The organism is Nocardiopsis kunsanensis DSM 44524 (assembly GCF_000340965.1).
GTDB classification, from domain to species: domain Bacteria; phylum Actinomycetota; class Actinomycetes; order Streptosporangiales; family Streptosporangiaceae; genus Nocardiopsis; species Nocardiopsis kunsanensis.
In genome coordinates this window covers 1-26690 of the sequence record NZ_ANAY01000018.1, presented here as the reverse complement: position 1 = coordinate 26690, position 26690 = coordinate 1, and the positions used below count along the sequence as shown (strand labels likewise).

Below are 26690 nucleotides of genomic sequence, written 5' to 3'. Positions count from 1 at the left end.
GTCGCGGTTCCTGCATCGAGCTGGTCACCCTCTGCTAATTGGTTCCGAACGGGCCAATCATGTAAGGTGCCCTGATGGCCCCGATGAATATTCGTTGCAATAGGGCTTTGGCCATCTTCATTCTCGTGGCCGGCGCTCTGGTTCTCTTCACCGCGCTCATCACCGGAGAGTCGGTCAACGTATTCGGGGGAGTGGTGCTGCTGGTCCTCGGCATCCTGCTCCTGGTGAACCCGATGTTGCGGATCGAGCCGACCGAGATCCAGGTCCGCAGCCCGGTCGGCATGACGGTGAAGCGTTTTCCCATCTCCTCTCCGGGTGACTTGAAGATCGAGGGAAATAAGTTGCGCCACCTGCCCCGGGGTAAGAAGATCGCCGGTCTCGGATTCGGGGCCGACAGTGGCGACGTCGCCGCGCTCCGTTCTCAGCTGCCGGGCTGAGCGGCCCGAGACCCGCCGAAACAACCCTCCGCCCCCAGCGCTGCTTCATCGAATCTTGAACCATTCGAGAAAGAAGCCCGCTTCAATGCGTAGGAGTGTCGAGCGCTGCTGTACCGAGATGGGTACGAGTCGTCGGCTGCGGCGGGAATGGCGGCCGGTGAGGCACGCGCGATGTACGAAGCACCCGGCCTCGTCCGGATCGTTGCCGACCCCGGGATCATCGTTCCCGCGGTCGGCCACCACTCATGAGCGTTGCCGGCGGGGCCGGCTCAGTTCGAACCGGCCCCCCGGGGTGATGCGCATGTGTGCGGTCGAGGGGTTGTGCGCGAACTCCCACAGGTGCCCGTCCGGGTCGGCGGCGTAACCCGAATAGCCGCCCCACCCTTTCTCCACGGGTTCACGCACCACTCTCGCCCCGGCCTGGGTCCAGCGCGCGAGCATCGCGTCGACCTCGCCGGGGGAGTCGAGGTTGACCGCCATGGTCACACCCCGGAACCCCGTTCCGTCGGCGGGGAGCCCGGTGTCGGCAGCTAGGTCGTCCCAGTTGTAGAGCGCCAGTGCGGGGCCGGTGGTGGGCAGGAAGACGATCGTGCCGAGGTCGTGTCGGCGCTCGAACCCGACCGCCTCGTAGAAGTCCGCAGCACGGGCCACATCCCGAACGCCCAACGTCAGTAGTGAAAATCGGTGATCCATGGCGGGGACCCTAATCCGCGCTTGTGACGTTCAGCGGCTCTTTCGCGGGACCAGTGCCCCCAGATCGATCCCGACCTCGAACGGCACCACCCGTTCGAGGGTCCCCCGCACGATCGCCGCGGGCGCGTACACACCCGTGGGCCGGTCGAGTTCGTACACGTGCACCACCGGGACCGAGCTCTCCTCCTCCACGCACCAGTAGTGCGGGATCCCGGCCTCGGCGTACTTGCGCAGTTTCACCGTGCGGTCGCGGTGCTCGGATTCGGGGGAGACGACCTCGACCACGAGCGCCACGTGCTCCGGGGCGTGCCAGGTGCGGTCCGGGTCGAACGTGCTGCGGGTGACGAGGACGTCGGGTTCGGGGCGGTTGCGTCGGTCGAGGCGCACGGTCATCTCGCGTTCGACCTCGAAACCCTCCGGGGCCTGCTGCATGAGTGTGCTCGTCAGGGTGGTGACCACCCGCGCGTGCCACGAGCGTTGGGGGGACATCATGAAAACGAGGGCTCCGTCGATGAGCTCGGTGTGTCGGGGCGCCTCGGGCAAGTGGTCGAGGTCGTCGGCGAACCAGCCCTCTTCCCGTGGCGGGCGCATCCACTCGGGCAGGCTTGTCATGTCCCCCAGCGTAGCGGCAAAGGCCTGTGTCGGTAGGGGAACGAGGTGCCTCAGGGGCGGGGAACCTCCTCCCGGGGGTCACACCTTCCTGGCCGACAGGCGATTAATGCCTTTACGGACGAACCATAATTGGGTCGTCCTCCCCACCACGCGAGGGAGATTCCTGGCCCTGAAGTGCACGTCGTTCCTTTTGGGGCGATTGTTCGGTGCGTGCAATGCACTGAAGTAGGGGAAACGCGGAGTCCACACGGGCGATCGCAACCCTCACAATGCCTCACTATAGGGATGGGGTAGACAAGACCTTGGCGAAGTCCCGACGGAACGTTCAGTGAGGAGACGGGATGGCGAAGGGCGCACGGCGCGGCACCGCCGTGCAGGACCGGGCGGAGGAGACCGGGGTCGACGGACCGCCCGCGAAACCACCGGGCCGGTGGGCCGGCGGGCGATGGCTCGTCGGCTTGGGCCGCGTGGTCCTGTGGGTGTTCATCGCCGTGGTCATCGTCAACGGCATCATGATCCCCCTCCGCGGCGGCTTCGCCCTGCCCGCAGGGGACGAGGAGCCTGAGCAGGCCGAGTCGATCGACTACCCCGAGACCGCTGCGGCCGCCTTCGGCCAACGCTTTGCTGAGGTCTACCTCAACACCGAAGGGGCCGGTGAGGGACGCCTGGAGGCCCTGGCCGCCTACGTGCCCGAGGGACAGGCCCCCGACCTCGAACTGCCCTCGGAGGGACTGACCGCCGAGAACCTCACCGTCTTCGCCGTCGACGTCGAGAACGAGAACAACGCGATCGTCGTCGTCCGCGCGGAGGTCAACGGCGAGGCCATGAGCCTGGAGGTGCCCGTCTACTCCGACGGCGGCTCCCTCGTGGTCTCGGGCCGTCCCGCGCTGATGGGGCCGCCCACCCGGGCCGAGCTCCCGTCCGGCAGCTCCTTCGAGACCGACGACGCCGCCGCCCAGGAGCTCCAGGAAGTATTGCCCGGGTTCTTCGAGGCCTACGCGCAGGAGCCCGGCCACCTCGACCGTTATGTGGAGGCGCAGGCCTCGATCACGCCGCTTCCGGCCAATAGCCTGGAATTTGCCGAGCTGTCCGAGATCATGGTGCCGTCCCGGTCCGCGTCGGGGGAGGAGGACGTGCGTCGGGTCGCCGCCACGGTCCGGTGGGCCCTCCCGGACACCGACGGGGACGACACCGGACAATTGATCCAGGATTACCTGGTGACCGTCGTCGACTCCGGCGGCGAGTGGCACGTGCGCGACATCCAGGGTTCCCCGCGTTCGTACGGACCATGACGGGGACCGTAGGCAAGGAGACGAGAACGACATGACGACACCAGAGGCGACACCGGGAGGCGGCGACTGACATGCTCCCCCTGCTGTCTTCCACAACGGACGCCCTGAGTTCCGGGGGTACCGAGTTCCTCAACCTGGCGGTGGAGACCACCACCAACGAGAACGCCCCCGACACCGGCGGTCTGGCTGACTTCCTGCGCGGGTTCTTCGGTCCCCTCTTCCTCGTCATCGTCTCCATCGTGGCGGTGTTCTTCCTGTTCACGAGGGAGATCACGCGGTTCGCGCAGTTCATCATCCTGGCGATCTTCATCGGGATCGTCTTCTACGTCCCCGGCATCATCGAGGTCATCGCGGTCGCGCTCGCTCGAGCGATGGGCGTGTCGACGGAATAAGGCGAGGGAGGCCGGCAAGCGTGGACCTGCCCACGTACACCAACATCTGGCGTATCGAGAAGCGGCTCTACAAGCTCTACGACTTCCGGCTTCCCATGCCGCTCCCGGTGGGGACCTTCGGGGTCGCCATGGGGATCTTCCTCATCTGGGTCGTGCTGCTGAGCGTCCTCAACGCCCCGTTCGATTTCGGCAACGGCTGGCACCTGGTGCTGTGGGTCGTGCCGCCCGGGGTGATCACGGTGCTGGCCACCCGGCCCGTGATCGAGGGCAAGCGGCTCACCGAACTGCTCATCTCCCAGGCCCGGTTCTTCACCGAGCCGCGTGTCATGACCCGCTTGGCCCCCGAGTACGAACCCGGCGAGGCGCGGGTCTCCGCACGTGTGTGGCACCGGAGCGCGAACGCCGGGTCGTTGCCGCTGCCGCGCCGCCACCACGCGGAGACCGAGCACGGGACGGAGGGGACGCACGGGGCACAGGAGACCGAGGAGGCCGAGGCCGCAACACCCGACCCCCCGCCCCTGTGGGGGGTCGCCGGCCCCGCGAAGGCGGAGCCGGTGCGCGCCGAGCCGATCGAGGAGCTCTACACCCCCGCCGAGCCCGCCGGGGCCAGGGGCAGTACGAGCGCTGCCGACGGGACCGGGCCCCGAGAACCTTCCGGTCCTGGGGACCGGGACGAGCAGGACCCCGGCACACGGCCCGGCCCCGAGGGGCCGCGCGAACCCGCCCGGCCGCGTGCCCGCGAGCGGGTGCCGGTGTTCGCCGCCGCAGCCCCGGCCCACGGCACCGCCCACGACGAACCCTCGGCTGCGGCCGGGACCGCCTCGTCCGCAGCGATGCACGACGAGGAGGAGGCCGGGCCGCACCCCTCCAGCCACGCCGACGCGGCCCCCGGGCCCGGCCGGGCCCGCCGGAGCGTGGGACGCAAGGTGCTCAACTACTTCGGGTTCGCCCTGGAACCCGGCACCGAAGAGCCCTCCGCCGGCGACGGCGGACACGGCCGCGGTGACGGCACCGGTGACGCAGGACCCCTCGGCCGCTCCGAGGGAACCGGTACAGAAGGCGAGTACGGCGGAGACGGCGATGAGGGCCTCGACGGGTTCGAGGAGCCGGTCTTCGTCACCGAGGAGGACGAGGACCGCGACCGTGACGCCTGGGTCGCGTCCCTGCGCGCCTCCTCGGGGCACACGCCCGTGGGGTTGACCTCCAAGGCCGCCTACACGGGCAGCGACACCGGGCCGATGTCCAGTGAGGAACTGGCGGAGGCCACCCGGGACGGCGGCCGGCAGGAGACGGGGACGGGCCAGGAGTCCGCCCCCGCCCGTCGGCTGCGCGGACGGACCCAGAGCATCCGTGTGACCAGGGAGCTGGACGAGCACCGGAGCGGGGCCGAGCGCCTGGAGGTGTCCGAGGCACCCGAGCAGGCCCCTGAGCGGAGCGGGGCGCCCGGAAGCTCTACCGACCGGGAACGCGCCCGCGGTGCCGGTGGCGACCGCGCAGGGGAGCGGGCCTCCGGTACCGCGGCCGAGCACGCACCCGAACGTGCCTCCGAACCGGCACCCGAACGCCGCCGTGCGCGGGGTCGGGGTCAGGCCCTGCCGGCCGAGGCCGCGCCCTCCGAGGCGAGCGGAACCGGTGCCTCCGGTGACACCGGGCAGCCGGAGAGACCGAAGCGCCGCCCGCACGCGGCCCCGTGGGAACTGGACCGGGACCGCGAACGCGGCACGCCCGCGAAGGAGCACGAGGGCTCGCAGGCACGCAGGGACCAGCAGGGCACGAGCGGGAACGTCGAGAGGTCCGACCTGTCGGACCTCTCGGACTACGCGGCCCAGTACGCCGCGGCCACCGGCCGTCCGACCGTCGACACCCCCCGGACGCCGTGGCTGCCGCCCGCGTCCGGGGCACCGGACAAGGAGGGGGCGGGGCAGAGCCCTGCTCCCCGGGGCGAGGGCTCGGACCGGACCCTCGGAGACACCGGTGACGCCCGCGGCGCCGAGCACACCGGCAACGCGGAGCACACGGACCCGGACACGCACACGGAGCGCACCGCTCGGACCACCGGTGTCCGCACCGGCACCGAGGACCGCGGCGACGCCTCCGCGGACCGGACCCACCCGGTCGAGGACGAGCAGCACGTGTCCCGGGAGGCCTCCGGGGCGCAGCAGGACCGGGCCGAGGACCGGGCCCCGCAGGCGGGTCCTGCCTCCGACCGGGAGACGGCCTCGGACCGGGAGACGGCCCCGGACCGGGAGTCCGGCACGGACCGGAGCGCCGGACCGGACCGGGAGCCCGCCCCGGCAGGAGGCGGAGCCGGGGCCGCGCTCGAACTCGACCACGGCACCGGTGAACACGACGCCATGCCGTTCCGCCGGCACGAGGACCCCGACGCCCACGGCCCCGAGTGGAACGAGCACATGTCCGTGCTCGACAGGCACCTCAGCAAGGCCGACACCCCGCCCCCTCCGCGCCCGAGGTTCGCCGACGCCGTCCCGGACAACGAGCGCGGACCGGAACAGTCCGGGAGCGCCTGGTTCGACGACGGCGGGCACAACGACCCCGACCGGCCCCGGTCCGGGGACCGGGGCAACCCCGTCATCTCCGCGCGCGAACTGCGCGCGCGGGACCGTCGTGGGCAGGGCACCGAAGGAGCTGCTGGGACCGACGGGACCGGCGGGGTCGAGGACTCCGGCCGGGACGCTCGGGCCGCCGACACCGCCGACACCGCCGACACCGCCGAGGCAGCAGAGGCCGCCGATGCCGCCGGGAACACCGAGGGGAAGGCCACCGCCGTCGACCCCGACGGCTCGACCGGGGACGAGGACTCCCGGAGCACCGACCGTCCCGGGCCGACCGGTACGGCCGCCTCGGCCGACGATCCGGCCGCGGCCGGGCCGCGACCGCCCATCCAGCTCGACCATGGGACCGGCGAGCTCGCGAGCTTCTCCGACGTCAGGGGGGACAGGGCCGACCCCGCCCCCTCCGCCGAGCCGGAGACGCCGCGCCGCCGCACCGCCGACGAACTCGCGCGCGCGGAGGCCCGGGCCCTGGAGGAGCGCCGTCGCCGTGCCGCCTCCGCGCGGCCCGGCGCCGGCCAGGGGGCCGGGATCCTCCAGGCCCCCCGGGGCGAGGACGAGACCCCTGCCTCCGAGGCACCCCGCCCGTCCACGGAAGCCGGCTCCGCCACCGAGGACCGTGCGGCTGCGGGCGAGCGTTCCTCCGCCGTGCCCGAGGGGGCGCGGGCGGCGGACCACCGGCCCGACGACGCCTCCCGCGCGGAGAACCGTGATGTGTCTGCGGCACATCCGCGCGCCAACCCGAGCCTGGCGGCCCTGGCCCGCGACCGGCCCGCCACCGAGGACGGGGACAGCGACCGCACCGGCGCCACCGGAACCTCCATCCCCGACCACGGTGGCCGGGAGCACGAGTCCGCCGACCCCGCCGACCGCACCGGCGGTACCGCCGGGGAGGCAGGCCCCGCCGAGGACCCGCACGAGGGGGTCTTCCACCGGGTCGCACAGAACGCCCGCCGCCTGGGCTTGCTCTTCGGCCATCCCTCCCCGGACGAGGACCCCGACTCGCCCGAGCGCGAGGCCAGGCCCGAACTCGAACTCGACCACGGCACGGGCGAACAGGAACGCCTCGGCGACACCCCCAACGGTGTGCCTGCCCAGCGCTCCGACCGCACCGACCGTTCCGGGCCCCGTCCGGAGTCCGGCGGTACCCGCGGGTGGCGGCGTCTGGCCCGCGTGGTCACCGGCGGCAACGCCTCCACGGTCCGCTCCGACCTCCCGGACAGCGACATCGAGCGGTTGCGTACCCCGTTGCCCGGACCCCGGAACCTGGTCGTGCTCGGCTGTACCGGTGGTGCCGGACAGACCGTGACCGGCTTGATGATCGGCCACACCCTCGCCGCCCACCGCGACGACCGGGTCGTGGCCGTGGACGTCAACCCCGGACCCAACGGTCTCTCCCGCCGCGTGGGCGTCCAGACCCCCGAGACGCTCACCGCGCTCCTGGCCAACGCCGACGGGGTCCGGGACTACGAGCAGATGCGCTCCTACGTGAGCCGTGCACCCACCGGCCTCGAGGTCGTGCAGACCCTCGACGACCCGTACGTGCAGACCCTGGACGACCGTGACTACGGCCAGATCGCCGGCCTGCTGGGCGGCTTCTACGGGGTCACGCTCATGGACCCGGCCGCCACGGGGGTCTCCCGCGCTCTGCCGGGCGCGGACGGCCTGGTTCTGGTCGCTCCGGCCAGCGCCGACGCCGAGCGGGCGGTGTCGATGACCTTCGAGTGGCTGGACGGCAACGGGTACAGCTCCCTGCGTGCCAACTCGGTGCTCGTCGTCAACGGTGTGAGCAAGCGCAGCCTGCCGGACGTGGACGCCGCGGAACGTGTGGCGCGGGGCCGGTGCAGGGCGATCGTCCGGGTCCCGTGGGACGACCACCTGGGCGCCTCGTACACGCGGATCGACGTGGGCGCGCTGCGGTCGGCCACCAAGCGTGCCCACGGTGCGCTCGGCGGGGTGTTGGTGCGCAGCCTCACCGACTGACCTGCGGCCCCGGGCCGCCGCTCCGCTCCGGTGCCGGCCCGCCGCTCTGTTCGGTCCCCGGCCCGGTCCCGGGGACCGAACGCGGACACCGCCTGCACGAAGCGGACGGGCCGCGCGACCCGGCTCGGGTCACGCGGCCCGTCCTTGTCCTGTGGTCGGGGCGTATGTCGTGGGCACTCGCCCTGTTGCGGCACGGACAGCACCCACCAGACACGCCCGGTGGCACCGGGGACCGGTGTCCGCTCCGGCGTCCTCCTCAGCGGCCGACCGGTGTGGTATCGGTCGATCCGAGGAACTCGGGACGCGGGTTGTTCGCTGCGAAGGGCTCGGTGGGTGCGTTCTCCACGCTGTTGAACACGACGAAGAGGTTCGAGCGCGGGAACGGCGTGATGTTGCCACCGGAGCCGTGCATGCAGTTGCAGTCGAAGATGATCGCCCCGCCGGCCGGGCCGGTGAGCACGTCGATGCCGTGCTGGTCGGCCAGGTACTCCAGGGACTTCTGGTCGGGTGTACCGATCTCCTGGCTCTTCAGGGAAGCCTTGTAGTGATCGTCGGGTGTCTCGCCGACGCACGACACGAAGCTCTTGTGAGAGCCGGGCATGATCATGAGCGCGCCGTTGTGGCTGTAGTTCTCCGTCAGAGCGATGGAGAAGCTGCAGGCGCGCATCCGAGGCATGCCGTCCTCGGCGTGCCAGGTCTCGAAGTCGGAGTGCCAGTAGAAGGACCCGCCCCCGAAACCGGGCTTGTAGTTGATGCGGCTCTGGTGCACGTAGACGTCCGAGCCGAGGATCTGGCGGGCCCGCTCCACCAGGCGCGGGTCGTTGACCAGGTCCGAGAAGCGCTTGCTGATGTTGTGCGCCTCGAAGACCGAGCGGACCTCGTTGGAGGTCGGCTCGACGACGACCCGTTCGTCCTTGCGGAGCTCGGGATCGGAACCCAGGCGCTGCAGCTCTTCGTGGAAGGCCTGCACCTCCTGGCCGCTGATGATCGACTCGACCTGGGTGTAACCGCGCTCCCGGTACCCCGTGAGGTCGTGCTCACTGAAGGGTCCGTTGTCGGCGGAGCCCCAGACCGTGGGGTCCTTGCGATGAAGCAGAGCCGGCTCGTCGGCCTTGCGGGTCGGGTACTCGTCCGCGGTCGGAACATCCATCTGCAGAGTCATGATCGTTCCCCCGTGAGGGGCCATCCTTTCCCTGGTCGACGGTTTTCCTTACAACTCGTGAACGTAACAGACTCTTCTTCGCGCCCGCAGGGCCAATTTTATCGATCTATGTTTATGAGTGGGATTCCTGGGTATTATTGTCATACTATATGGGAGAAATCGATGGCAAATAAAAGATTGAATTTTTGGTGATCGGCAGTTTGCGGGAGAACTTTCCGCGTTCACCTGCGTGAAGTCACCCAGCGTGTTCGCTCGCCCGGGGGTGGGTGCATTGTCCCAGGTCGTTCAGGTGCAACCCACTGGTGGAAGCTCCACGGTCACAGTGTGCAATTTCCTTGTGAATTAGCTCACCGAAAATTCATACATGCCCCGGTACACATCCCTGCGGGGCCGACACGGATTTCTTGCGAACTTCACCCGCGGGGGCTGGCGTGAGAAGCGCCGCTACAGCACAGTAGTGGGGTCCATTGTTCTCACCCCGCTCCAGGAGAACGCGTGAAGCAGCATCCCCGTACCCCCCGTGTGTTCGCGACCATCGCCACAGCCGGCACCGCGGCCCTGGTGGCCACGCTCGGCTGGTCCTCACCGGCCGCCGCGGACACCCTCCCGCCCGGCATCCCCAGCGAATCGGTCGCCCAGGAAAAGCTCGACGCCCTCGACGTCCAGCCCAAGGGCCCCCAGGACGGATACGACCGAAGCCTCTTCCCGCACTGGAACGTCATCGACAGCCCCTGCACCGCCCGCCAGGTGGTACTGGAGAGGGACGGCCAGGACGTGGTCAGCGACGACGACTGCCAGCCCACCCAGGGGAGCTGGTGGAGCGCCTTCGACGACGAGTGGGTCGATGACGAACCCTCCGACATCAGCGTCGACCACATGGTCCCGCTGAGCGAGGCATGGAAGACCGGGGCCGCCGACTGGACCACCGACGAGCGCGCCGACTTCGCCAACGACGTCGAGAGCTCCCAGCTGTGGCTGGCCACGCCGTCCAGCAACAGTGAGAAGAGCGACCAGGACCCGTCGGAGTGGATGCCCTCCAACACCGACGTCCACTGCGACTACGCCAAGTCCTGGATCGACGTGAAGGACCGCTACGACCTGACGGTCACCCCCGACGAACAGTCGTCCCTGCAGGACACACTCGACAGCTCCTGCTGACCCCGCGAGCGCACCCGTGAAATGCGCGGCGCTGCCCCGAGGCCCGGGACAGCGCCGCGCACCGGGTTCTGGCGCGCCGAAACGGCCTCGACTTCCCACCCCAGGCGGGATGCAGCACTATGGGTGGAACCCGAACGAACCGGAGGAGCCCCACGGGCGCCCTCCGCGGGCGGGCGCGGGCGTGTGCCGGGGGCGCGCACGGGCCTCCACCGCAACCGCCTCCGCCCTGCGACCAGGACACGAGGAAAGGCTTGCAGATGACCGGCACCAGGGGCACCCGGAGCGCGACCCGCCTCGCGGTGCGTTACTTCGACGACCGTGTGCTGCTCAGCGACGCCGAGGCGTGGGCCTACTTCCGGCTGCCGACCGTCTCCTACGAATTCACCACCCCCGAGGAACGCCAGGGCCTGGCCACCAACATCACCATCGCGCTCGCCGCCATCCGGATGAACGACGCCGAGGTGCACCTGCGCGTCGCCCACCGCACCTACCCGGCAGCCGAGTGGGCCACCACCCTCGACGAAACCTCCGACGCCGGACCCGGCTGGTACGAGTACCTCGAGGAGATGTACCGGCACGTGTGGGCCAAGGACTTCTGGACCAAGGAGGTCTACCTCGGCGTCCGGCTCGGCCCCCGCAACAGCGGCCCCGGCCTCGGCTTCTTCTCCCAGATCATGTCCGGCTACCAGCGCACCGAACAGATGCTGGGCCTGACCGACGACGCCGTCGACGACCGCGAACTCGCACGCTGGACCGACCAGGCAGAACGCCTCGGCCGCGCCCTGGCCGCCAGCTCCCTGCACGCCCGCCACGCCACCGCCGACGAGATCGCCTGGCTCGTACGCCACGCCGTCACCGGATCCGCCGAGGAACCCCGTCCCTCCGCCACCCGCAAACGCACCTGGGGGCGCGGCGAGATCGAGGCCCTGGTCGACGGCACCCTCGTCAACGGCCGCTCCGCCCTGCGCCTGGAACAACCCTCCGGCCCCACACACGTCGCCTACCTGTCGTTCGCGCGCTTTCCCGACCTGATGCCCTTCCCCGACGGTGAACCCTGGATCCACCACGCCGACGCGCTCCCGTTCCCCGTGGAGATGTCGCTGCGGATGAAGCTCATCCCGCCGGCGAAGGCCTCCAAGGACGTCGGCCGCAAGCTCGCCCACGCCCGCGACATGGACGCCCACATCCGTGAGGCCGGCGTGGAGGCACCCATCGCACTGGCCGAGCAGATCGACGCCGCACGCATGCTCGAGCACGGCATCACGAAGGAACGGCTGCCGTTCGTCTACGGCTGGCACCGGCTCATGGTCTCCGCGCCCACCGAGAAGCTCCTCACCCAGCAGGTCGAGGCGGTGGTGGAGCACTACCGCGACATCGGCATCGACGTCATCAACTCCACCGGCGACCAGCTGTCCCTGTTCAACGAGTCGCTGCCCGGGGACCGGATCCGCCTCAACGCCTACGCCCAGCGCCAGCCGCTGCGCACCATCGCCGGCGGCATGCCCACCGCGACCGTGGACGTCGGCGACCGTGTCGACAACACACAGTCCGGCGGCGGCTGGGTGGGCCCCTACATCGGCGAGACCGTCGGGCGTGCGCGCTCCATCGTGCACTTCGACCCGCTGGTCGCCGCCGCCCGCAACCGGCCCACCGCCATCGCCATCACCGGCGAGCCCGGCGGCGGCAAGACCACGCTCGCGCTGCTGATGATCTACCAGTTGGCCCTGCGCGGGGTCACCGTCGCCGCCATCGACCCCAAGGGCGACGCGGAGTCCCTCGTGGAGCTCCTGCAGCGCCGCGGGCGCAAGGCCCGCATCATGTCCCTCGGATCGGCCCAGCCCGGCCTGTTGGACCCGTTCGCGTTCGGCGACGACCTCGCCGCGAAGAAGACCATGGCTACCGAGACCCTGCGGCTGCTGCTGCCCCGCATGAGCGAGGAACGCGAGTCGGCGATGATCCAGGCCGTGGCCGCGGTCGCCAACCAGCCCCAGCCGTCCCTGGCCAAGGTCGTGGACTACCTGGTCTCCGCCGACGACCCGGCGTCCCGGAACCTGGGCGCGGTACTGCAGTCGATGTCGGAGATGCGCCTGGCGTCGCTGTGCTTCGACCCGCAGGGCGATGCCCGCATCGACACCGAGGGGTGGACGACCGTGTTCACGCTCGGCGGGCTGACCCTGCCCGACTCCGGGCTGGGCCGCGACGACTACTCCTACGAGCAGCGGCTGTCGGTGGCGCTGCTGTACTTGGTGTCGCAGTTCGCGCGGCGGCTCATGAACGGGCTCGACCGGCGCCTGCCGAAAGCGATCTTCCTGGACGAGGCCTGGGCGGTGACCTCCACACCGGAGGGGGCCAAGCTCGTGCCGGAGGTCTCCCGGATGGGACGTTCGCGGAACACGGCGCTGATCCTGGTGTCGCAGAACGCCGGGGACATGCTCAACGAACAGGTCACCAACTGCCTGTCGTCGGTCTTCGCGTTCCGCTCGAGCGAACGCCACGAGGTCGAGAGCGTCATGTCCCTGGTCGGTGTGGACCCGACCGAGGACCACCAGTCGGTGCTGCGCCACCTCGGCAACGGCGAGTGCCTGTACCGGGACCTGGACGGGCGGACCGGACGCATCGGGGTCGACCTCGTCTCGGAGAACCTGCTGCGCTGGCTCGACACCAACCCCACCCGCCGTCCCCCGGTCGTGGACGAGGACGGCCTGGTCCCCTCCGGCCACCCGGAGCCCTGAGGCCGCGCCCCGACCGGTCCCCGGGCCGCCCGGGGGGCACACGGTGGCCCCCGGACTTGAGATATGATGAATTCATCATGCCATTCAGTCATAGTCAACGGCCGCTCTACGAGATGAAGGCCGGGTTGTTCAAGGGGTTGTCCCACCCGTTCCGGGTGCGGGTCCTGGAAGTCCTCGCCGACGGAGAGGACCACACCGTGGCGGAGCTGTTGGCGGACACCGGCCTGGAGGCCTCCCACCTGTCGCAGCACCTCGCGGTACTGCGCCGGCACCGGCTGGTGGTCTCCGAACGGCGCGGGAGCCACGTCCACTACCGGCTCGCCTGGCCCGAGGTCGCCGATTTCCTGGTGGCGGCCCGCAGACTGCTCGCGCAGATGGTCACGAGCGACGAGAAACGCAGCACCGACCTGGCCGACCTGCCGGAACTCACCTGATGGCCGCCTCCTCCACGCACGTTCTCGCTCTGCTGCCCCGACGCCGGGACTACCGGGGGCTACGGCACTCCTGGCGGTCCGACCTCCTGGCCGGACTGACCGTGGGCATCGTCGCCCTGCCCCTGGCCCTGGGGTTCGGGATCTCCTCCGGAGCCGGGGCCGAAGCAGGCCTGATCACCGCCATCGTCGCCGGGCTCGTGGCCGCGGTGTTCGGCGGCTCCAACACCCAGGTGTCCGGCCCCACCGGCGCCATGGTCGTGGTGCTGGCACCGATCGTGGCCTCCCACGGCGTCGCCGCGGTCGCCCTGGTCTCGGTCCTGGCGGGGCTCCTGCTGCTCGGCGCCGGGCTCCTGCGGCTCGGCCGCGCGGTCTCCTTCATCCCCTGGCCCGTGATCGAGGGCTTCACCGTCGGCATCGGTGTGATCATCTTCCTCCAACAGGTGCCGGCCCTGACCAGGTCCGAGGAACACGGCGCGGGCCACACGAACGTGGCGGTACGGGCCGTGGGCTCGGTGCTCTCGGCCGACCCCGTGTACCTGGCCTGGGCCGTGGGCTCGGTCGCTGTCGTGGCCGCGTGCATGGTGCTCCTGCCCCGCATCCACCCGGCCGTTCCCGGTTCGCTCGTCGGCATCACCGTCGTCACGGTGGCGGCGCTGTCCGTCCCCACACCGCTTGCGGTGATCGGGGAACTGCCCGACGCGCTGCCGGCACCGAGCCTGCCGGCCCTGGACCGCGAGGTCGTGGCGGGCCTGTTGCTGCCCGCGGTGACGGTGGCGGCCCTGGCCGGGATCGAGTCGCTGCTCTCGGCCCGGGTCGCGGCATCCATGTCCGGCACCGGGACCTACGAGCCGGACCGGGAACTGACGGGACAGGGGCTGGCCTCCGTGGCCGCCGGGATGTTCGGCGGTATGCCGGCCACGGGCGCGATCGCACGGACGGCGGTGGCGGTCCGCTCCGGGGCCAGGACCCGTTTGGCCGCCGCGAGCCACGCCGCGGTCCTGCTCCTGGTGGTGGTCGCGGTCGCCGACCCCGTGGGGCACATCCCGCTGGCAGCCCTCTCCGGGGTGCTCATGGTGACCGCCCTGCGCATGATCGACCTGCGCACCAGCTGGTCCGTCCTGCGTTCCACACGTGCCGATGCCACCGCCTTCGTGGTCACCGCCGTGGTGACGGTCTCGGTGGACCTCATCGTCGCGGTGCTGATCGGTCTGGCCGTCGCGGGCGTCTTCGCGCTCCGGGGGCTGGCCCGGGCGAGCACGGTCCAGCGCGAAGAACTCCCCGGCCCCCCGCAGCCGGACGACCACCGCATCGCCCTGCTGCGCCTGGACGGGCCGCTGTTCTTCGCCCCCGCCGACCGTGTCCTGGAGGACATCACCGCTCTGCGGAGTGTTTCGGTCGTCATCCTGCGGCTCTCCCGGGTCCAGCTGCTCGACGCGACCGGGGCGCGGGCGCTCGCCGAGACGATCCAGCGGCTCGAAGCACAAGACGTCACCGTCCTGGTCAAGGGGGTGAGGGAGGACCACGCACCCTTGCTGCGGCGCGTGGGCACTCTGGGGGCGCTGCGGCACCGCAACCACTTGTTCACCGACCTCACCGAGGCCCTCGCCCACGCCCGCTCCCACACCACCCGCGAACGGGCGGGAACTGCGGCGGGGACGGTCCCGCAGGTGCCCCACACCTGAGCCCGGTGCAGGGTGTTCCGATCAGGTGAGCCTGCATGGTGTGGATGAACACGCCGAGACCCGTGCGTGGGCGGCCCCACCACTCGTGCGGCGACAGACCGCACGGGGCCCGTGCGGTGCCAGGGCCGGTGAACGGCGAGGCGGGTTGCTTGCCCGTGGTGTGTTCTCTTGCCCTCACACACGGCGTGGCGTGGGGCCTTCGGCGGCGGGCCGCGCCGTGCGGTCCTGCGCGGGTGACTCCCGTAGCGAGGACCGCCCTGTGCTATAGATGGTGGCTCCCGCGGATCTCATGGCTCTTCCTTATGGCCGCACCTCGTCCCGTTGCCGGGAACCAGCCCCTGACGTCAGGGTCCGCGCTACATACCCCTCGAAGAACGGAACGCTGACGTGAAAGAGGAAACGAGCCTCCCGACCGAGGCGGGGAAGAGCCTTGGGACGAGATTCGCGTTCTTGCAGAGCTCGTTGCTCTTCTCCGGGCTCTCCGACGGTGTCTACCGTGTTGCGGTACCCCTCCTGACCCTCACCCTGACCAGGGACCCTGTGGTCATCGGGCTGGTGTCGGCCTCGGCTTGGCTGCCGTGGCTCGTGGTCGCCCTTCCCGCCGGGGTGCTGGCCGACCGCAAGGCACCGCTCGGGATCATGCGGTGGAGCCAGGCCGCCCGCCTGGTGTTGCTCTTCGTGTTGGGCGCGATCGCGGCGCTGGGGGATCTGCCGGTCTGGCTCTTCGCACTCTGTGTGTTCCTGGTGAGCGCTTCTGGCGTGGTCAACGACGTCTCGGCTCAGGGGTTGGTGCCGCGGATCGTCGCCGAACCGATGTTGCCGAAGGCCAACGGCCGGGTCCAGGTCATCCAGATCGGAACCCAACAGTTGAGCGGGCCCGCTCTGGCCGGCTATTGCGTGCTCCTGGGCACAGCTGGGGCCTTCGGTTCCATGGGCCTGGTGTACGCCGTCGCGCTGGTATTGATCGTGCTGCTCCCGATGCGGCAGGAAGAGGTGGCGACCGCTCCGGCGGATGCGTCCGTACGCCCGTCCTCGGTTTTCGGGGACCTGAAATACGGTCTCGCCTACTTCTTCCGGCGCCGGGACCTTCTCACCATCGCCTGTATGGCCGCGGTGATGAACTTCGCGTTCATCTCCATGATGACCATTCTTCCGCTCTGGGTGACCGAACCGGGCCCGCTCGGAGCATCGACAGAAGTCTATGGCGGGGTGGTCGCCCTGGGCGCTCTGGGCGGCTTGTCCTCCGGAGTGGTGGTGCATCGCTTCGTCGCGCGCTACGGCGAGAGGGTGGTCTTCCGTTTCTGCCTGTTCGGGGTCGCCCTCTCGGTACTCTTGTTGTGCATCACGAGCGTGCTGGCGGTGATTGCCGCCCTGATCTCCTACAGCGCGATCGTCATCTTCTTCAACGTGGCGAACATGACCTACCGTCAACGCACGGTCCCACTGGAAGTCTTCTCCCGGGTCAACGCCGCGTACCGGTGGATCTCCTGGGGCGTCATGCCGCTGTCTGCGGCTGCCTCGGGCCTCATCACCGACGCGGTCGGGGTCCGCGGGCTCTTCCTGGGGACGGCGACAGCCTTGTTCGCCGCCGGCCTTCTGCTCCAGGTCCCGGCACTGAACCGCATCTACCGGCACGGTGAGGTCGGCGAGGCAGCGAGGGAGTGAGGCGGGCCCGTCCCGAACAACCAGGTTTCGAGGCGGGCCCTTGGCGTGGGCCGACTCGTCTCAGACCGGTTCGATATCGACTCGGACTTTTTCGGCCACCTTGCTCAACAGCGATTCCACCTGGTCGTGGTCGTCGGCACCGACCACGACCAACCCGTGCCGGGAAGCCGACGAGTCCACAGCCACGATCTCCTGGCCGACGTCCACGGAGAGCTGGGCCGCGAGCACCGATGGCATGCTCGCGGCCTCGTCCCACCCGGAGACGGCCCCCACCCTGCCGGGAGGAAGGACCAGATAGTCTGTGCCCGCAGCCCGGGTCGGCGTAAGGGTTGGGCTCACCGTTGCACGGCCGAGAAGGTCGTCCATGAGCATCCCGTACAGTTCCGCTCCCGGACGTACGTGTTCGACCATCGCGTGAATGAAATCCCCACCGGGGCGCGCGTGGATCTCCCCGAGCACACACCGGCCCCGGGAGAGCCAGAACTCGACGTGGAACACACCGTGGGTGATCCCCACCGCTTCCAGTGCCCGGCCGACCTCCGCACGGGCCGTCTCCTCCTCCTTCACACGCGCGGGCATGCGGTGCCCGATCTCGACGAAGGAGGAGCCGACCTTCTTCTCGGTGATGGCCAGCACCCAGGGGTGCCCTTCCAACATCACGCCCTCCGCCGAGAACTCGGGCCCCTCGACGAACTCTTCCACCAGGAACGGGCGCTGCTCGGTCAGGCGGGCCAAGGCTCCGGGAAGATCGTCGGCCGAGCGCACCAGCGAGACACCCTCGCTGCCCATCCCGTCACGGGGTTTGACGACCCAGGGCCCCGGTCCGGTCCCGTTGATGAAGGCCGAAGCCTCTTCGGGACGCTCGACCAGACGGACCCGGGGTTGGGGCAACCCCGCCTTCCGCAGGGCCTCGCGGCACAGATCCTTGTTGCGGATGACTCGGACGGCCTCCGGGGCGTTTCCGGCCAACCCCAACTCGTCGCTGACCGCCGCGACGGAGGCGACGCACTTCTCCCGGAACGTGAGGACCGCGTCCACCGGGGGTGCGGTCCGCGCCCAGTTCCTGCAGGAGTGGGCATCTCCGACTTCGAGTTCCAGGCGCTCGATGCCGAGGGGGCCTTGGGAGGCCTCCAGGTTCGCCCGCGTGTCGGTACCGACGACGGTGATGCCGCGCCGGCTCGCCTGTTCGGTGAGGCGCCTCATCTGGTCCTGGCCGTGAGGGGTAGGCGAGGCACAACCGAGGACTAGTAGACGGGCGGGCCTCATCCTTCCTCCCGAGGGGTGAACCGGGGCCTGAGCAGGTCTGTGGCCCGCTGCAGACGCTCCTGCAAATATGCGTCGGAGTCACCGGTTGCGATCACGGCGCCCAGAGTGCTGGATGCGTAATCGGTCGGGGGCATGCGCACGGCGGCCCCTTGCGCGCGCTCCACGATGATGTGGCGGACGCCGGGGACGTTCCCTGCTTCCTCAAGGCCTTCCAACCCTTCGAAGGTGCCTTCTTCGGCCGCCATCACCTTGCGCACGCCGGCGTGCAGATGGGCTTGTTCCACCGGGATCGGCCGGTGCCCTGTCGCGACCCGCAGGACGTTCTCGTGGAAGGACACCCCGGTCGCCGCAGTGACCAGGTGCGAGGCGATGAAGTCTCCTGCGGGGCGTGCTGCGATCTCCACGAGCCGAGCAGTTCCGGTCCCGTCCACGATGCATTCGAGGTGGAAGGTGCAGTCGTCCAACCCCATCTCGGCGACCACGGTCTCCGTGAGCCGCTGCACGGAGGTGAGGGGGCCCTCGGGCAAGGCACTCGGATGGGTCTGGGCGGTCTCCAGACAGAATTCCTTGGTGGACTCCTTGTCGGTGACCCCCGCGATCAGCACTTCTCCGCGGTGGACGAACCCCTCGACGCTGTGCTCGGTGCCGACCAGCAACCCCTCCAGGACGAGTTCGTTCGGGTTGTCGGTGAAGACCGAGTCCACCTCGGGCCGCGTGTAGGTCATGAGCTGTGTGCAGGCCTGATCCAGCTCCTCCTCGTCGTGAACGACGAAAATCCCCTTGCTCCCCGAAGCGGAGGTGGGTTTGAGGACGGCCGGGAACCCCACGGCCTCACGGGCCTGGTCCAACTCGGACACATCGGTCACCCGCGCGTAGCGCGGAATGAGCTCGGGCCGGGCGGCCATCGCCTCGCGCATCAGGTACTTGTTGCGTGCGGTCTCGGCGCTGTCCACGGAGGGTGCGGGAAGACCGAGCCGGGCACAGATGCGGGATACCGAGGTGACGTCGCGGTCCGACCAGGTCACCACACCTGCGACAGAGAAACGTCCGGCGATCCGGTCCGCTGCGGCGTCGACCTTTTCGTGGTCGTAGGTATCCACGACCACGACTTCGCGGACGATCGTGTCCGGCAGGTCGACCGGTGTCTTGTCGGTGATCAGGGCCACCCCGTGACCGAGGCGGCGGGCCGCCTCGAAGGTGGGCATGTACTCGAGCTGTGTGCGCCTGAGGTTGATGAAGACCACGACGGATTCGCTGGTCATCGGGGTGCCTTTCTTCTACTCGTCACTGGTGTCGAAGGTGATCAGGCGAACCGCAGCACGCGCCCTCTCCAGCGCCTCCGTACCGTCGGATCCTGTGGCGATGACCGATCCGCCCCGGTGCCAGGACGAGGTGATCGCCCCCACGGCGGTTTCTGCGGCCACGGTCACATCGACCTGTTCGATGCCCTCGGCAGCCTCCGCCCGGGAGACCCCTTCGACCTCGCGTACCACCCCCGGCGGTGGTAGCAGGAACCGGATGGCTGCGCCTTGCGAGGGCTCGCTCACGGGGTCCATGTCCTCCCCGGCGAGGAGCCGTATCCACCGTTCGGTCAGGTCGGTTCCGTGCGCGAGGTCGATCAGATCGATGATCCGGTCCCCTGGGGGGCGTCCGGCCGACTCGACGATGTGGGGGACACCGTCGACCACGATCCACTCGGTGTGCAGGATTCCCGTACCGAACCCGAGGCACTTGACGACCGCATCGACCGCCTGTCGCCACCAGTGCTGGTCCTCTCCGGGGGCGGGCACCACGTGTGCGACCTCCACAGGGTGGGGGCCGGGGAGGGTTTCCTTCTCAGTGATGTTGAGGAAGAGGATCTCCCCGTCACGTACCAGGCATTCGGTGGAGTGTTCCGGTCCGGTCATGCGTTCTTCGGCGAGGTACTGCCAATGCATGTCCCGGTCGGCGATCTGCACCCCTTCGTCGGCACCGATACATTCGGCCCACGCTTCTTCAGCGCTGTCCCCAGGGTCCAGGAGAACCACCCCCAGGCTTGCCTGCCGATTGGCGGGCTTGAGTACGCAGGCGTGGCCATCGGCGAATTCGGCGAGTTCGGCAGCGGAGGACACCTCGGCGAAACGAGGTCCTGGGACACCGTGCTGTGAGGTACGTTCTCTCATCTTCAGCTTGTCGCGCAACACTTCGGCGGAATCGATCCCGGTTCCGGGGAGGCCGAGCCGCTCGGCCGCCATGGCAGCGGCCTCAAGCGCATACTCGAGGCCAGGAGCGACCGCAGTGAAAGGTCCCCGGCCTTCGAGCGAGTCGAGGAACCCAGTGCTCTGTTGATAATGGCCGAGGATCACTTCACCGATGCAGGAAAACCGTTCCGCCTTCGTGGTGAGGTTTTTGTTCTCCCAGAGGTCGGGTTCTTCCAGAACGGTGACCTGTCCGTTCGGCCACACTTTTTCTAAGGCCCCAAGGACCCCGGAGTTGAATCCGATCAGAAGCAGCTGCACTGAAGATTCCTGTCGACGAGAGGGATGCGGGTCGGTCGGTGGAGGTTACTAAGGTTTCCCGGATACGAGGTTTGTCTCGATCCACGACCGGTGCCATGTGTGGTCGAAGGCCTCGACCCGTGGTGGTTCGATCTCCTGGGCCATGGTTGCCAGGGTCTGCTTGACGGACGCCAGGAAAGAGGAAACACGGTCGGTGACGATCATGTCTTCTTCGGTGAAGGGGAGGTCGTCGTAACGCAACAGTCGCACATCGGTGAACCCGTTGAACTGTAGACCTGCGACCGTGACGGCTTGGGGGGTCCGGATGGTGAACCTGACCTGGTTGGTCGTGTGCCCTCGGTGGTGATGGTCGGAGAAATAGGCGATGTCGGGCATCGTCGGTGGGGAGAACCGGTCCCGTTCGAGTACTGCGGGAACTTTGGGCAGGTTCCCCGCCATGTGGTGCCAGCAGTTGAACTGCATGCGGGCGGAGATCGCCCAGACGGAGTCGGCCAGGGCCGCACGCGAACCCCCGAACCGGTCGAGGGCGGAGGGGGCGGGGAGCACGCAGCAGTAGAACTCCGGCAGTTCCCAGCCGCAGATCCTCTCCCAGTCCTCTCGGGTCAGGGCGTCGACCAGTGAACCCATCGAACGCTTGCCCCGGCTCATCGCCATGTCGGCCGCGCAGTGGTCCCGTACGGCACGGACGGTGTCGTGGACGAGGTGTTCGAAGCCCAGCTCGAAGCCCTTGCTGGGTTCCACCAGCCACAGGGGGTCGCGGGAGATCCCTTCCACTGCTTCGGTCAGGGAAGTTCCCTCGAGAGGGAAGGTGGATGCGAGCCTCTCCAGGATCCGGCCTTCCCGCTCCCGACTGTGGCGGGTGGGCGTCGCGATCTTCTCCGTCTTGTGCAGCAACGGCCCGTGGATTTCGCGGTAGTGTAGGTGACGGTCGAGGGAGCGCAGGCGTTGCTCGGCGATACGGGCACCTGTGGACTCCAGGGCCCACGGGTCAGGGGCGATCTCCCGCGGGGCGGTGTGACCGTACAACCTCTGTTTCTCTTCGAGCAGGTCCGCGACACGGTGGAGGGATAACTGGCCCCCGTTCAGCTCTTCGATACGGAAATGCCCTCCGGATTTGAGGAGGAGCCAGTAGCAAGAGATGAATGCCACATCGTCTTCAGTCCAGTAGCGGATGGGGAGTCCATTGATGTGATTGAACAGGGACTCGTTACTGAATTCCCACAGGGTTTTACCGGGAAGATTGTTTTGTTCCCTGTGGTTTGTGTAGAAGGAAAGGTCCCTGTAGAGCACCATTGGGGCGGTGACAGCGTTGCTCTCCGCGATCTCTGCGAGGATTTCTTCGACTTTTTCGGGTGTTTTTTCGGAGAGTCAGCGCCGACAGGTCTCGGCCTCGTACGCCTCTGCAGCCCGGACGGGCTCGAACGCCTTTGTGTACTCTTCCAGCTGCGCCACGGTCCAAGGGATCCTCTTGGCGACACCGAGGAGACGGTCGTGGTGTTCGGTCCTGGGCCGTTGCGGCGTGGCCACGACTGTCCTGCCTGTCTCAGTGATCCCCAGAAAACCGGTGAAAGCAGGTTCGTCCCGGCCGTCCACTTCCTTGGACAGGACCTCCAGTGCCGTACGCTCCTGCCCGGTCAGTGCCGACCGAGAGATGGCCCCCGAGACATGACCGCTCAACGTGAACAACTGTTCCAGGGCCCCGGTGAGGCTGTCGGCCGTCCGTGCCCGGCGTAACGTCTCGGTGAGCAGTCGTGGGAACCCGGAACCGTCCAGCGACCGATCTGCGGTGCTGGTGCCGGCACGCAGACCGTGCCGACTGGGCCTCTTGCTCTCCCTAGCCTTGAGCAGTGCAGCCCTTCGGGCGCTGAGTGCGGGCTGTCTGTCCTCAGAGGGTGTTCTCGGCAAGGTTCCACACTCCTTCAGCGGTCGGATGCCAATCTTCGTCCACATAGATGCAGTCGACCGGGCACGCAGCAACGCACTTCGGGCATCCGGAACAGAGTTCGGGGACGATGACCACGTCGAGGCCGTTGTTGAAGATCGCACTGAACTCTTCAGGACAGGATCGTAGGCATGAATCGCATCCGATGCACTCGGACGGCTCGATTTTGCGGGGCGGCTTCTTCCAGTCTGACTCTCTGGAGCGCTCTACGATTCTACCGGCACGCTCCGCCCTGGATATGAGGAGTTTCTCCTCTCGGTCCAGCATGGTCTTTCCTACCTGGTGAAAATGACAAGGGTGGGGCAGCTGCACTTTGGCAAGAGAATGGTGCGCCCGGGCAGCCGGGGTGCCTTCGTGATGATGGCCGTCCGTTCTCCGTTCGGAGTGCGGTCCGATTACTGTTCCAGGGGTGGGGAACGGAGTTTCCGCAGGCGAGATCTTCACCGGTAGCGGCTCGGCACGTCGAAGGTGTACCTGTCGGAACGGTTCGTTTTTAGCAGGTGACAAACCGGGTCTGCAAGCGAAGGGTGTGAGGGTGGTGTTGTGGCTGTTGAAGATGTTGGATCGCAGGTGATTGGGAACGGAAGGGGTTTGTGCTGCTCAGGGGGATATCCTTCGCTCGAGGTCGGTGGGAGGCTTGTTCGTGAGGTGCTCTGGCCGCATGTGGCCAGTTTCGGGACCTTGTTCGCCCCGAACCCCGAATGTCGGCCGCCACATTCCGGAAAACCATGTGTATTCGAAGGGCGCTGGAACCCTCGTGGGCCCCGCACCTTCGAGCCAAGGGCCCCACGAAGTCGACCTTCGCCCCCGGAGCCACCCCGACTGACACAGCACTTTTCCGGGCCGACGCGCTTTCACCATGAGTTTTGTGCCCTCTGGCTGACCGCGGACGGCCCGCGGCTGCGCCGCATCGGCGGGGAGTGACGGGGGAGTTTTCACGTGCGGATCGGGCCCATGGCCGCACGGTGACGCTACGACGCTCCTGACTGTGTGGCCCGCGAACCTTCGGCGTGCCTGAGAGCCTGGGCCGTATGACGATCCCACCGGACAGCGACCGCATCCGCCGCACGGCCATGGAGCTGGCGGCGTTGTCTGAGTCGGCGCTGGCTTACTGCACCGACGCTTTCGACATCGAGCGTTTCCACCGCATCGGGGCCCTGGCTCAGCACCTCATGCAGGTGGCCGCCTCGGAGGACCTGCCCGACTACCGGCCCCACGTGGCCGCGGCGGCCGGGTACGCGACCCCGAAGCTCGACGTGCGCGGCGGCGTCTTCGACCCGCAGGGCCGGGTGCTGCTGGTCCGTGAGCGCTCCGACGGCGACCGCTGGACCCTGCCCGGCGGATGGTGCGACGTGCTGGAGAGCCCCCGGAGCGCGGTCGAGCGGGAGGTGCTGGAGGAGGCCGGGCTGCGTGTACGTGCGGACCATCTCGCCGGGGTGCTCGACCGCCACCACTGGCCGCACGTGCCCGTCTACGACCGGCACATCTACAAGCTCTTCCTCGTGTGCGAGCCCTTGGACGAGCTGGACACCGGGTTCAGCAGTGACGAGACCAGCGCGGTCGGATGGTTCGACGTTGTCGGCCTGCCGGAGCTCTCTGTGGCCCGGGTCCTGCCCGAGCAGATCGCCCTGCTCCACGCGCACTGGAAGAACCCGGGGCCCGCGCACGTGGACTGAGTGGTGACCGGGGCCGGAGGAATCAGCCGGAAGGGTTCGGGCGTTTCACGTAGGAGCCCATGCCGGTTTGAGTCCGGAGCAGGCCTTCCGAGCGCAGGGCCCGGTGCACTTTCTGCCCGGTGGAGGTGCTGAGCCCGTAGGTCTCCTGCAATCTGACCACGGACGGGATCTTGTCCCCGGGGCTGAGCTCTCCGCTCTCGATCTGGCGGCGAATGAGCCTTTCCGAGCAAGCACTGCTCACACTGGGTGACTCTCCTTGGTGGTGTGGTGCCCCTGCGCCCGCCCCGACCTGCGCACATGCGTAGAGCCCCTGGTACAGGTGGTCTTTCCACAGAAACACCGATCACCAGAGGCTTCGCTTGTCTACCGATGTTACCTACACCTGCGTGCTCGATGCCGACCGCGGGACCGTGGAGTTCCTCTCGCGCCTGCTGGCCTGCCACCGACACGCCCTCGGCACCCGCGCCGGCCCCCGGGCACTGGGCCCCTTCAAGCAGGCCGTGCCCATCCTGCGCTGGTTCCTGGAGGCGACCCGTCCCGCCCCACTGGCCACCGACGACGCCATCGGCAAAAGCACCGTCTACACCTCTCTGCACGAGGGCATCGACGTCCTGGCCGCCCGGGCCCCGGACCCGGAACAGGCCCTGGACCGGGACCAACAGGCCGGGGCCGGCCACCTGAACCTGGACGGCACCGTGGTGCGCACCGGCCGGGTGGCCACCCCGGGCCCCAACAGGGCCGGCCTTTGGTGCTCGGGCAAGCACAAGCACCACGGCGGCAATATCCAGGTACTCTCGGCCCCGGACGGGTGGCCGCTGTGGACCTGCGGCGTGCGTCCCGGGCGCGAACACGACACCACCTGCGCCAGGGCCGAGGCCGACCTGCTTCCCGCGTTGGACAAGGCCGCCGCCGAAAACGACCGGCCAACGCTCACCGACCTGGGATATGTCAACCTCAGCCCCGCCCTGCGCCACCCGATCAAGAAACCCGCGGGCCAAGAACTGACCGATGAGCACAAGGCCTACAACCAGCTCCTCCGCGGGGTACACGGGGCAGCTGAACGCGCCCACTCCCTGCTCAAGACCGCCTTCAAGGCCCTACGCCGGGTCAGCCTCGACCCGTGGCGTATCGGCGCGATCACCCGGGCCGCGCTGGTCCTGCTCCAGTTCGAACACGGCCGTACCACCTGACCAAGCCTCACCCGCGGTCACCAACCATGGCCCGGAAAGGCTCATTCATGCGGGGACTCCGTCCCTTGGCGGGCGGCTTCGGCGACCGTTCGGCGGATGAGGGTGTAGCGGCCCACGCGTCGGGCGGGCAGGGTCCCGGCTTCCACCTGAGCCGCCACGCCTTGTTTCGTCATGCCCATGATGTCGGCGGCTTCGCCTGTGGTGACCAGGTCGGGGATGTGCAGGTCTTCGGTCATGGCCATGGTGGTTGCTCCTGTCCGGTTGGGGTCCCGGACGGCCTGCGGGTTTACCGGGGCCGGCTGGGGGGTGTTGAGAGAGTTCCGTTTTACAAGCAGTGCCGCTCGGTGCGGTAGATCAGGGCCACACTGTGGTCTTCAGAGTTGGCCGTGTTTGCGGGCGACCAGGTAGACACAGACGCCACCGATCGCAGTAACGACCCACAGAACCCACAGAACCCACAGGGCCCACAGGACCCACATAAGGGGTCCCGCCGGTCCGCTGACCGTAGCTACAACCAGTGCTACCGCTGTCAGAACCAGGCTTACCGAGAACACCGTAAAAGAGACCCGGATCATGTCGTCTCCGTTCTTCTGGCTTGGCTACTTGCCTGTCATGCATCGTGGTGAAACCCTTAGAGGGTCAGGGCCAGGTATATCTCCCTTGTCCCCGGCCCTTTCACTTGGCTCTAGTTACCGCTTGCGCGGCTTCCTCCGGCGGACGCGGGGCTGTGGTGTCGCCCGACTCCGTGCTTGCCACGGGGCCGCATCGTCGGCACGATGACCAGGGCGATCAGGCTGACGGAGAGTTCTGGGTGTGGCCGTGCTGTGCGACATCGCGGGGAGCTGCACGGCATGACTACGCACCACACCTGCGCCCACGCCCGCACCTGCCCCTGCGCCCTCCCCAACTCCCTCGTGCACCGGGAACCGGCCAACACCGGGGCTCTGGCGCGCGCCCTCGGGCGCATGCTGGCCCGCCCCGGCCCTCCCGCGCACACGGTCGCCCGGATCACCCACGTCGACATCGCCCTCGGGATCCTCGACGCTCTGCTGCGCTCGGGTGCTCCCGTGCCCGCGTATTGGATTGTGGACGACGAATCCGCTGCTCACACGCTCGACTCGGTAACACGTGCCTACGATGCGGTCTCCGAAGCCCTGCGGGAGGTCGGAGACGCAGCGGCCCGTGCCTCCGCCCTGCGCGTGGCGGGCAGGCAGTGGGAGTGCCTGGACTCGGCACTGTGCGAGGGGGCGCCGCTGCCCGAACCGTGGGCCTGCCCGAGGCCGGTGGTCCGGATCCGCTGACCCCT

The 26690-nt window shown here is 68.8% G+C and carries 23 protein-coding genes; 12 read left to right on the top strand and 11 right to left on the bottom strand.

Features of this window, described 5'->3' with window-relative positions; all coding sequences use genetic code 11:
* Positions 1–74 precede the first annotated feature (74 nt).
* A complete protein-coding gene (locus D456_RS0113205) occupies positions 75–437 on the top strand; it encodes a hypothetical protein (RefSeq protein WP_152442566.1) in 363 nt (120 codons plus the stop codon).
* A 243-nt stretch (positions 438–680) separates the two neighbouring features.
* Here the strand turns inward: D456_RS0113205 and D456_RS0113195 are convergent, their stop codons facing one another.
* Both D456_RS0113195 and D456_RS0113190 read right to left on the bottom strand, forming a co-directional pair.
* Positions 681–1130, bottom strand: a complete 450-nt coding sequence (locus D456_RS0113195) for a VOC family protein (RefSeq protein ID WP_026115830.1) — start codon at positions 1128–1130, stop codon at positions 681–683.
* A gap of 30 nt (positions 1131–1160) precedes the next feature.
* Positions 1161–1742 (bottom strand): Uma2 family endonuclease, encoded by a 582-nt coding sequence (locus D456_RS0113190; RefSeq protein ID WP_017576654.1) that lies wholly within the window; start codon positions 1740–1742, stop codon positions 1161–1163.
* Positions 1743–2083: 341 nt separating this feature from the next.
* Between D456_RS0113190 and D456_RS0113185 the strand changes: the two genes are divergently transcribed.
* The 3 genes from D456_RS0113185 (at position 2084) to D456_RS25065 (ending at position 7979) form a co-directional block, all read left to right on the top strand.
* Positions 2084–3034 carry a conjugal transfer protein gene (locus D456_RS0113185; protein ID WP_017576653.1) on the top strand — a complete coding sequence of 317 codons (951 nt, stop codon included), beginning with the start codon at positions 2084–2086 and terminating at the stop codon, positions 3032–3034.
* Between the two features lie 71 nt (positions 3035–3105).
* Positions 3106–3426, top strand: a complete 321-nt coding sequence (locus D456_RS0113180; RefSeq protein ID WP_017576652.1) for a hypothetical protein — start codon at positions 3106–3108, stop codon at positions 3424–3426.
* 20 nt (positions 3427–3446) lie between these two features.
* Positions 3447–7979, top strand: a complete 4533-nt coding sequence (locus D456_RS25065) for a TcpE family conjugal transfer membrane protein (protein WP_026115829.1) — start codon at positions 3447–3449, stop codon at positions 7977–7979.
* Between the two features lie 256 nt (positions 7980–8235).
* On the opposite strand, the gene thpD is transcribed toward D456_RS25065, so the two are convergent.
* Positions 8236–9141, bottom strand: coding sequence for an ectoine hydroxylase (gene thpD, locus D456_RS0113170; RefSeq protein WP_026115828.1), 906 nt, complete (start codon positions 9139–9141; stop codon positions 8236–8238).
* A gap of 495 nt (positions 9142–9636) precedes the next feature.
* On the opposite strand from thpD, the gene D456_RS0113165 reads away from it, so the two are divergent.
* The 5 genes from D456_RS0113165 to D456_RS0113145 all read left to right on the top strand — a co-directional run bounded on the left by D456_RS0113165 (position 9637) and on the right by D456_RS0113145 (position 16812).
* A complete protein-coding gene (locus tag D456_RS0113165) occupies positions 9637–10299 on the top strand; it encodes an HNH endonuclease family protein (protein WP_017576650.1) in 663 nt (220 codons plus the stop codon).
* 257 nt (positions 10300–10556) lie between these two features.
* Positions 10557–13031 (top strand): ATP-binding protein, encoded by a 2475-nt coding sequence (locus tag D456_RS0113160; protein ID WP_017576649.1) that lies wholly within the window; start codon positions 10557–10559, stop codon positions 13029–13031.
* Positions 13032–13108: 77 nt separating this feature from the next.
* Positions 13109–13465, top strand: a complete 357-nt coding sequence (locus tag D456_RS0113155) for an ArsR/SmtB family transcription factor (protein WP_026115827.1) — start codon at positions 13109–13111, stop codon at positions 13463–13465.
* Positions 13465–15147 carry a SulP family inorganic anion transporter gene (locus tag D456_RS0113150; RefSeq protein ID WP_017576647.1) on the top strand — a complete coding sequence of 561 codons (1683 nt, stop codon included), beginning with the start codon at positions 13465–13467 and terminating at the stop codon, positions 15145–15147. Before D456_RS0113155 ends, D456_RS0113150 begins: the two co-directional genes overlap by 1 nt.
* Positions 15148–15597: 450 nt before the next feature.
* Positions 15598–16812, top strand: a complete 1215-nt coding sequence (locus D456_RS0113145; protein WP_017576646.1) for an MFS transporter — start codon at positions 15598–15600, stop codon at positions 16810–16812.
* 60 nt (positions 16813–16872) lie between these two features.
* Here D456_RS0113145 and D456_RS24155 read toward each other — a convergent pair whose 3' ends face one another.
* From D456_RS24155 to D456_RS25650, 6 genes are all read right to left on the bottom strand, one after another.
* The gene (locus D456_RS24155; protein ID WP_017576645.1) at positions 16873–18015 is read right to left on the bottom strand and encodes an ATP-grasp domain-containing protein; all 1143 of its coding nucleotides are present in this window, start codon (positions 18013–18015) and stop codon (positions 16873–16875) included.
* Positions 18016–18074: 59 nt separating this feature from the next.
* Positions 18075–19340, bottom strand: coding sequence for an ATP-grasp domain-containing protein (locus D456_RS0113135; protein WP_017576644.1), 1266 nt, complete (start codon positions 19338–19340; stop codon positions 18075–18077).
* A gap of 15 nt (positions 19341–19355) precedes the next feature.
* Entirely contained in the window at positions 19356–20576 is a 1221-nt protein-coding gene (locus D456_RS0113130) for an ATP-grasp domain-containing protein (protein WP_040699265.1), read from the bottom strand.
* 48 nt (positions 20577–20624) lie between these two features.
* Entirely contained in the window at positions 20625–21602 is a 978-nt protein-coding gene (locus D456_RS24150; protein ID WP_152442563.1) for a hypothetical protein, read from the bottom strand.
* 342 nt (positions 21603–21944) lie between these two features.
* Complete coding sequence (locus tag D456_RS26605; RefSeq protein WP_152442562.1) at positions 21945–22481, bottom strand: hypothetical protein; 537 nt, start codon at positions 22479–22481, stop codon at positions 21945–21947.
* Positions 22462–22785, bottom strand: coding sequence for a 4Fe-4S dicluster domain-containing protein (locus D456_RS25650; RefSeq protein ID WP_083904578.1), 324 nt, complete (start codon positions 22783–22785; stop codon positions 22462–22464). Before D456_RS25650 ends, D456_RS26605 begins: the two co-directional genes overlap by 20 nt.
* A 764-nt stretch (positions 22786–23549) precedes the next feature.
* Between D456_RS25650 and D456_RS0113120 the strand changes: the two genes are divergently transcribed.
* A complete protein-coding gene (locus D456_RS0113120; protein ID WP_017576640.1) occupies positions 23550–24194 on the top strand; it encodes an NUDIX hydrolase N-terminal domain-containing protein in 645 nt (214 codons plus the stop codon).
* Positions 24195–24216: 22 nt separating this feature from the next.
* Here D456_RS0113120 and D456_RS0113115 read toward each other — a convergent pair whose 3' ends face one another.
* Positions 24217–24435, bottom strand: a complete 219-nt coding sequence (locus D456_RS0113115) for a GntR family transcriptional regulator (RefSeq protein WP_017576639.1) — start codon at positions 24433–24435, stop codon at positions 24217–24219.
* Between the two features lie 118 nt (positions 24436–24553).
* Between D456_RS0113115 and D456_RS0113110 the strand changes: the two genes are divergently transcribed.
* The gene (locus D456_RS0113110; RefSeq protein ID WP_040699264.1) at positions 24554–25384 is read left to right on the top strand and encodes a transposase family protein; all 831 of its coding nucleotides are present in this window, start codon (positions 24554–24556) and stop codon (positions 25382–25384) included.
* A gap of 41 nt (positions 25385–25425) precedes the next feature.
* Here the strand turns inward: D456_RS0113110 and D456_RS24145 are convergent, their stop codons facing one another.
* Positions 25426–25626, bottom strand: a complete 201-nt coding sequence (locus D456_RS24145) for a helix-turn-helix domain-containing protein (protein WP_017576637.1) — start codon at positions 25624–25626, stop codon at positions 25426–25428.
* A 609-nt stretch (positions 25627–26235) separates the two neighbouring features.
* Here D456_RS24145 and D456_RS24140 point away from each other — a divergent pair.
* Positions 26236–26685 (top strand): Rossmann-fold NAD(P)-binding domain-containing protein, encoded by a 450-nt coding sequence (locus D456_RS24140; protein WP_017576635.1) that lies wholly within the window; start codon positions 26236–26238, stop codon positions 26683–26685.
* Positions 26686–26690 lie beyond the last annotated feature (5 nt).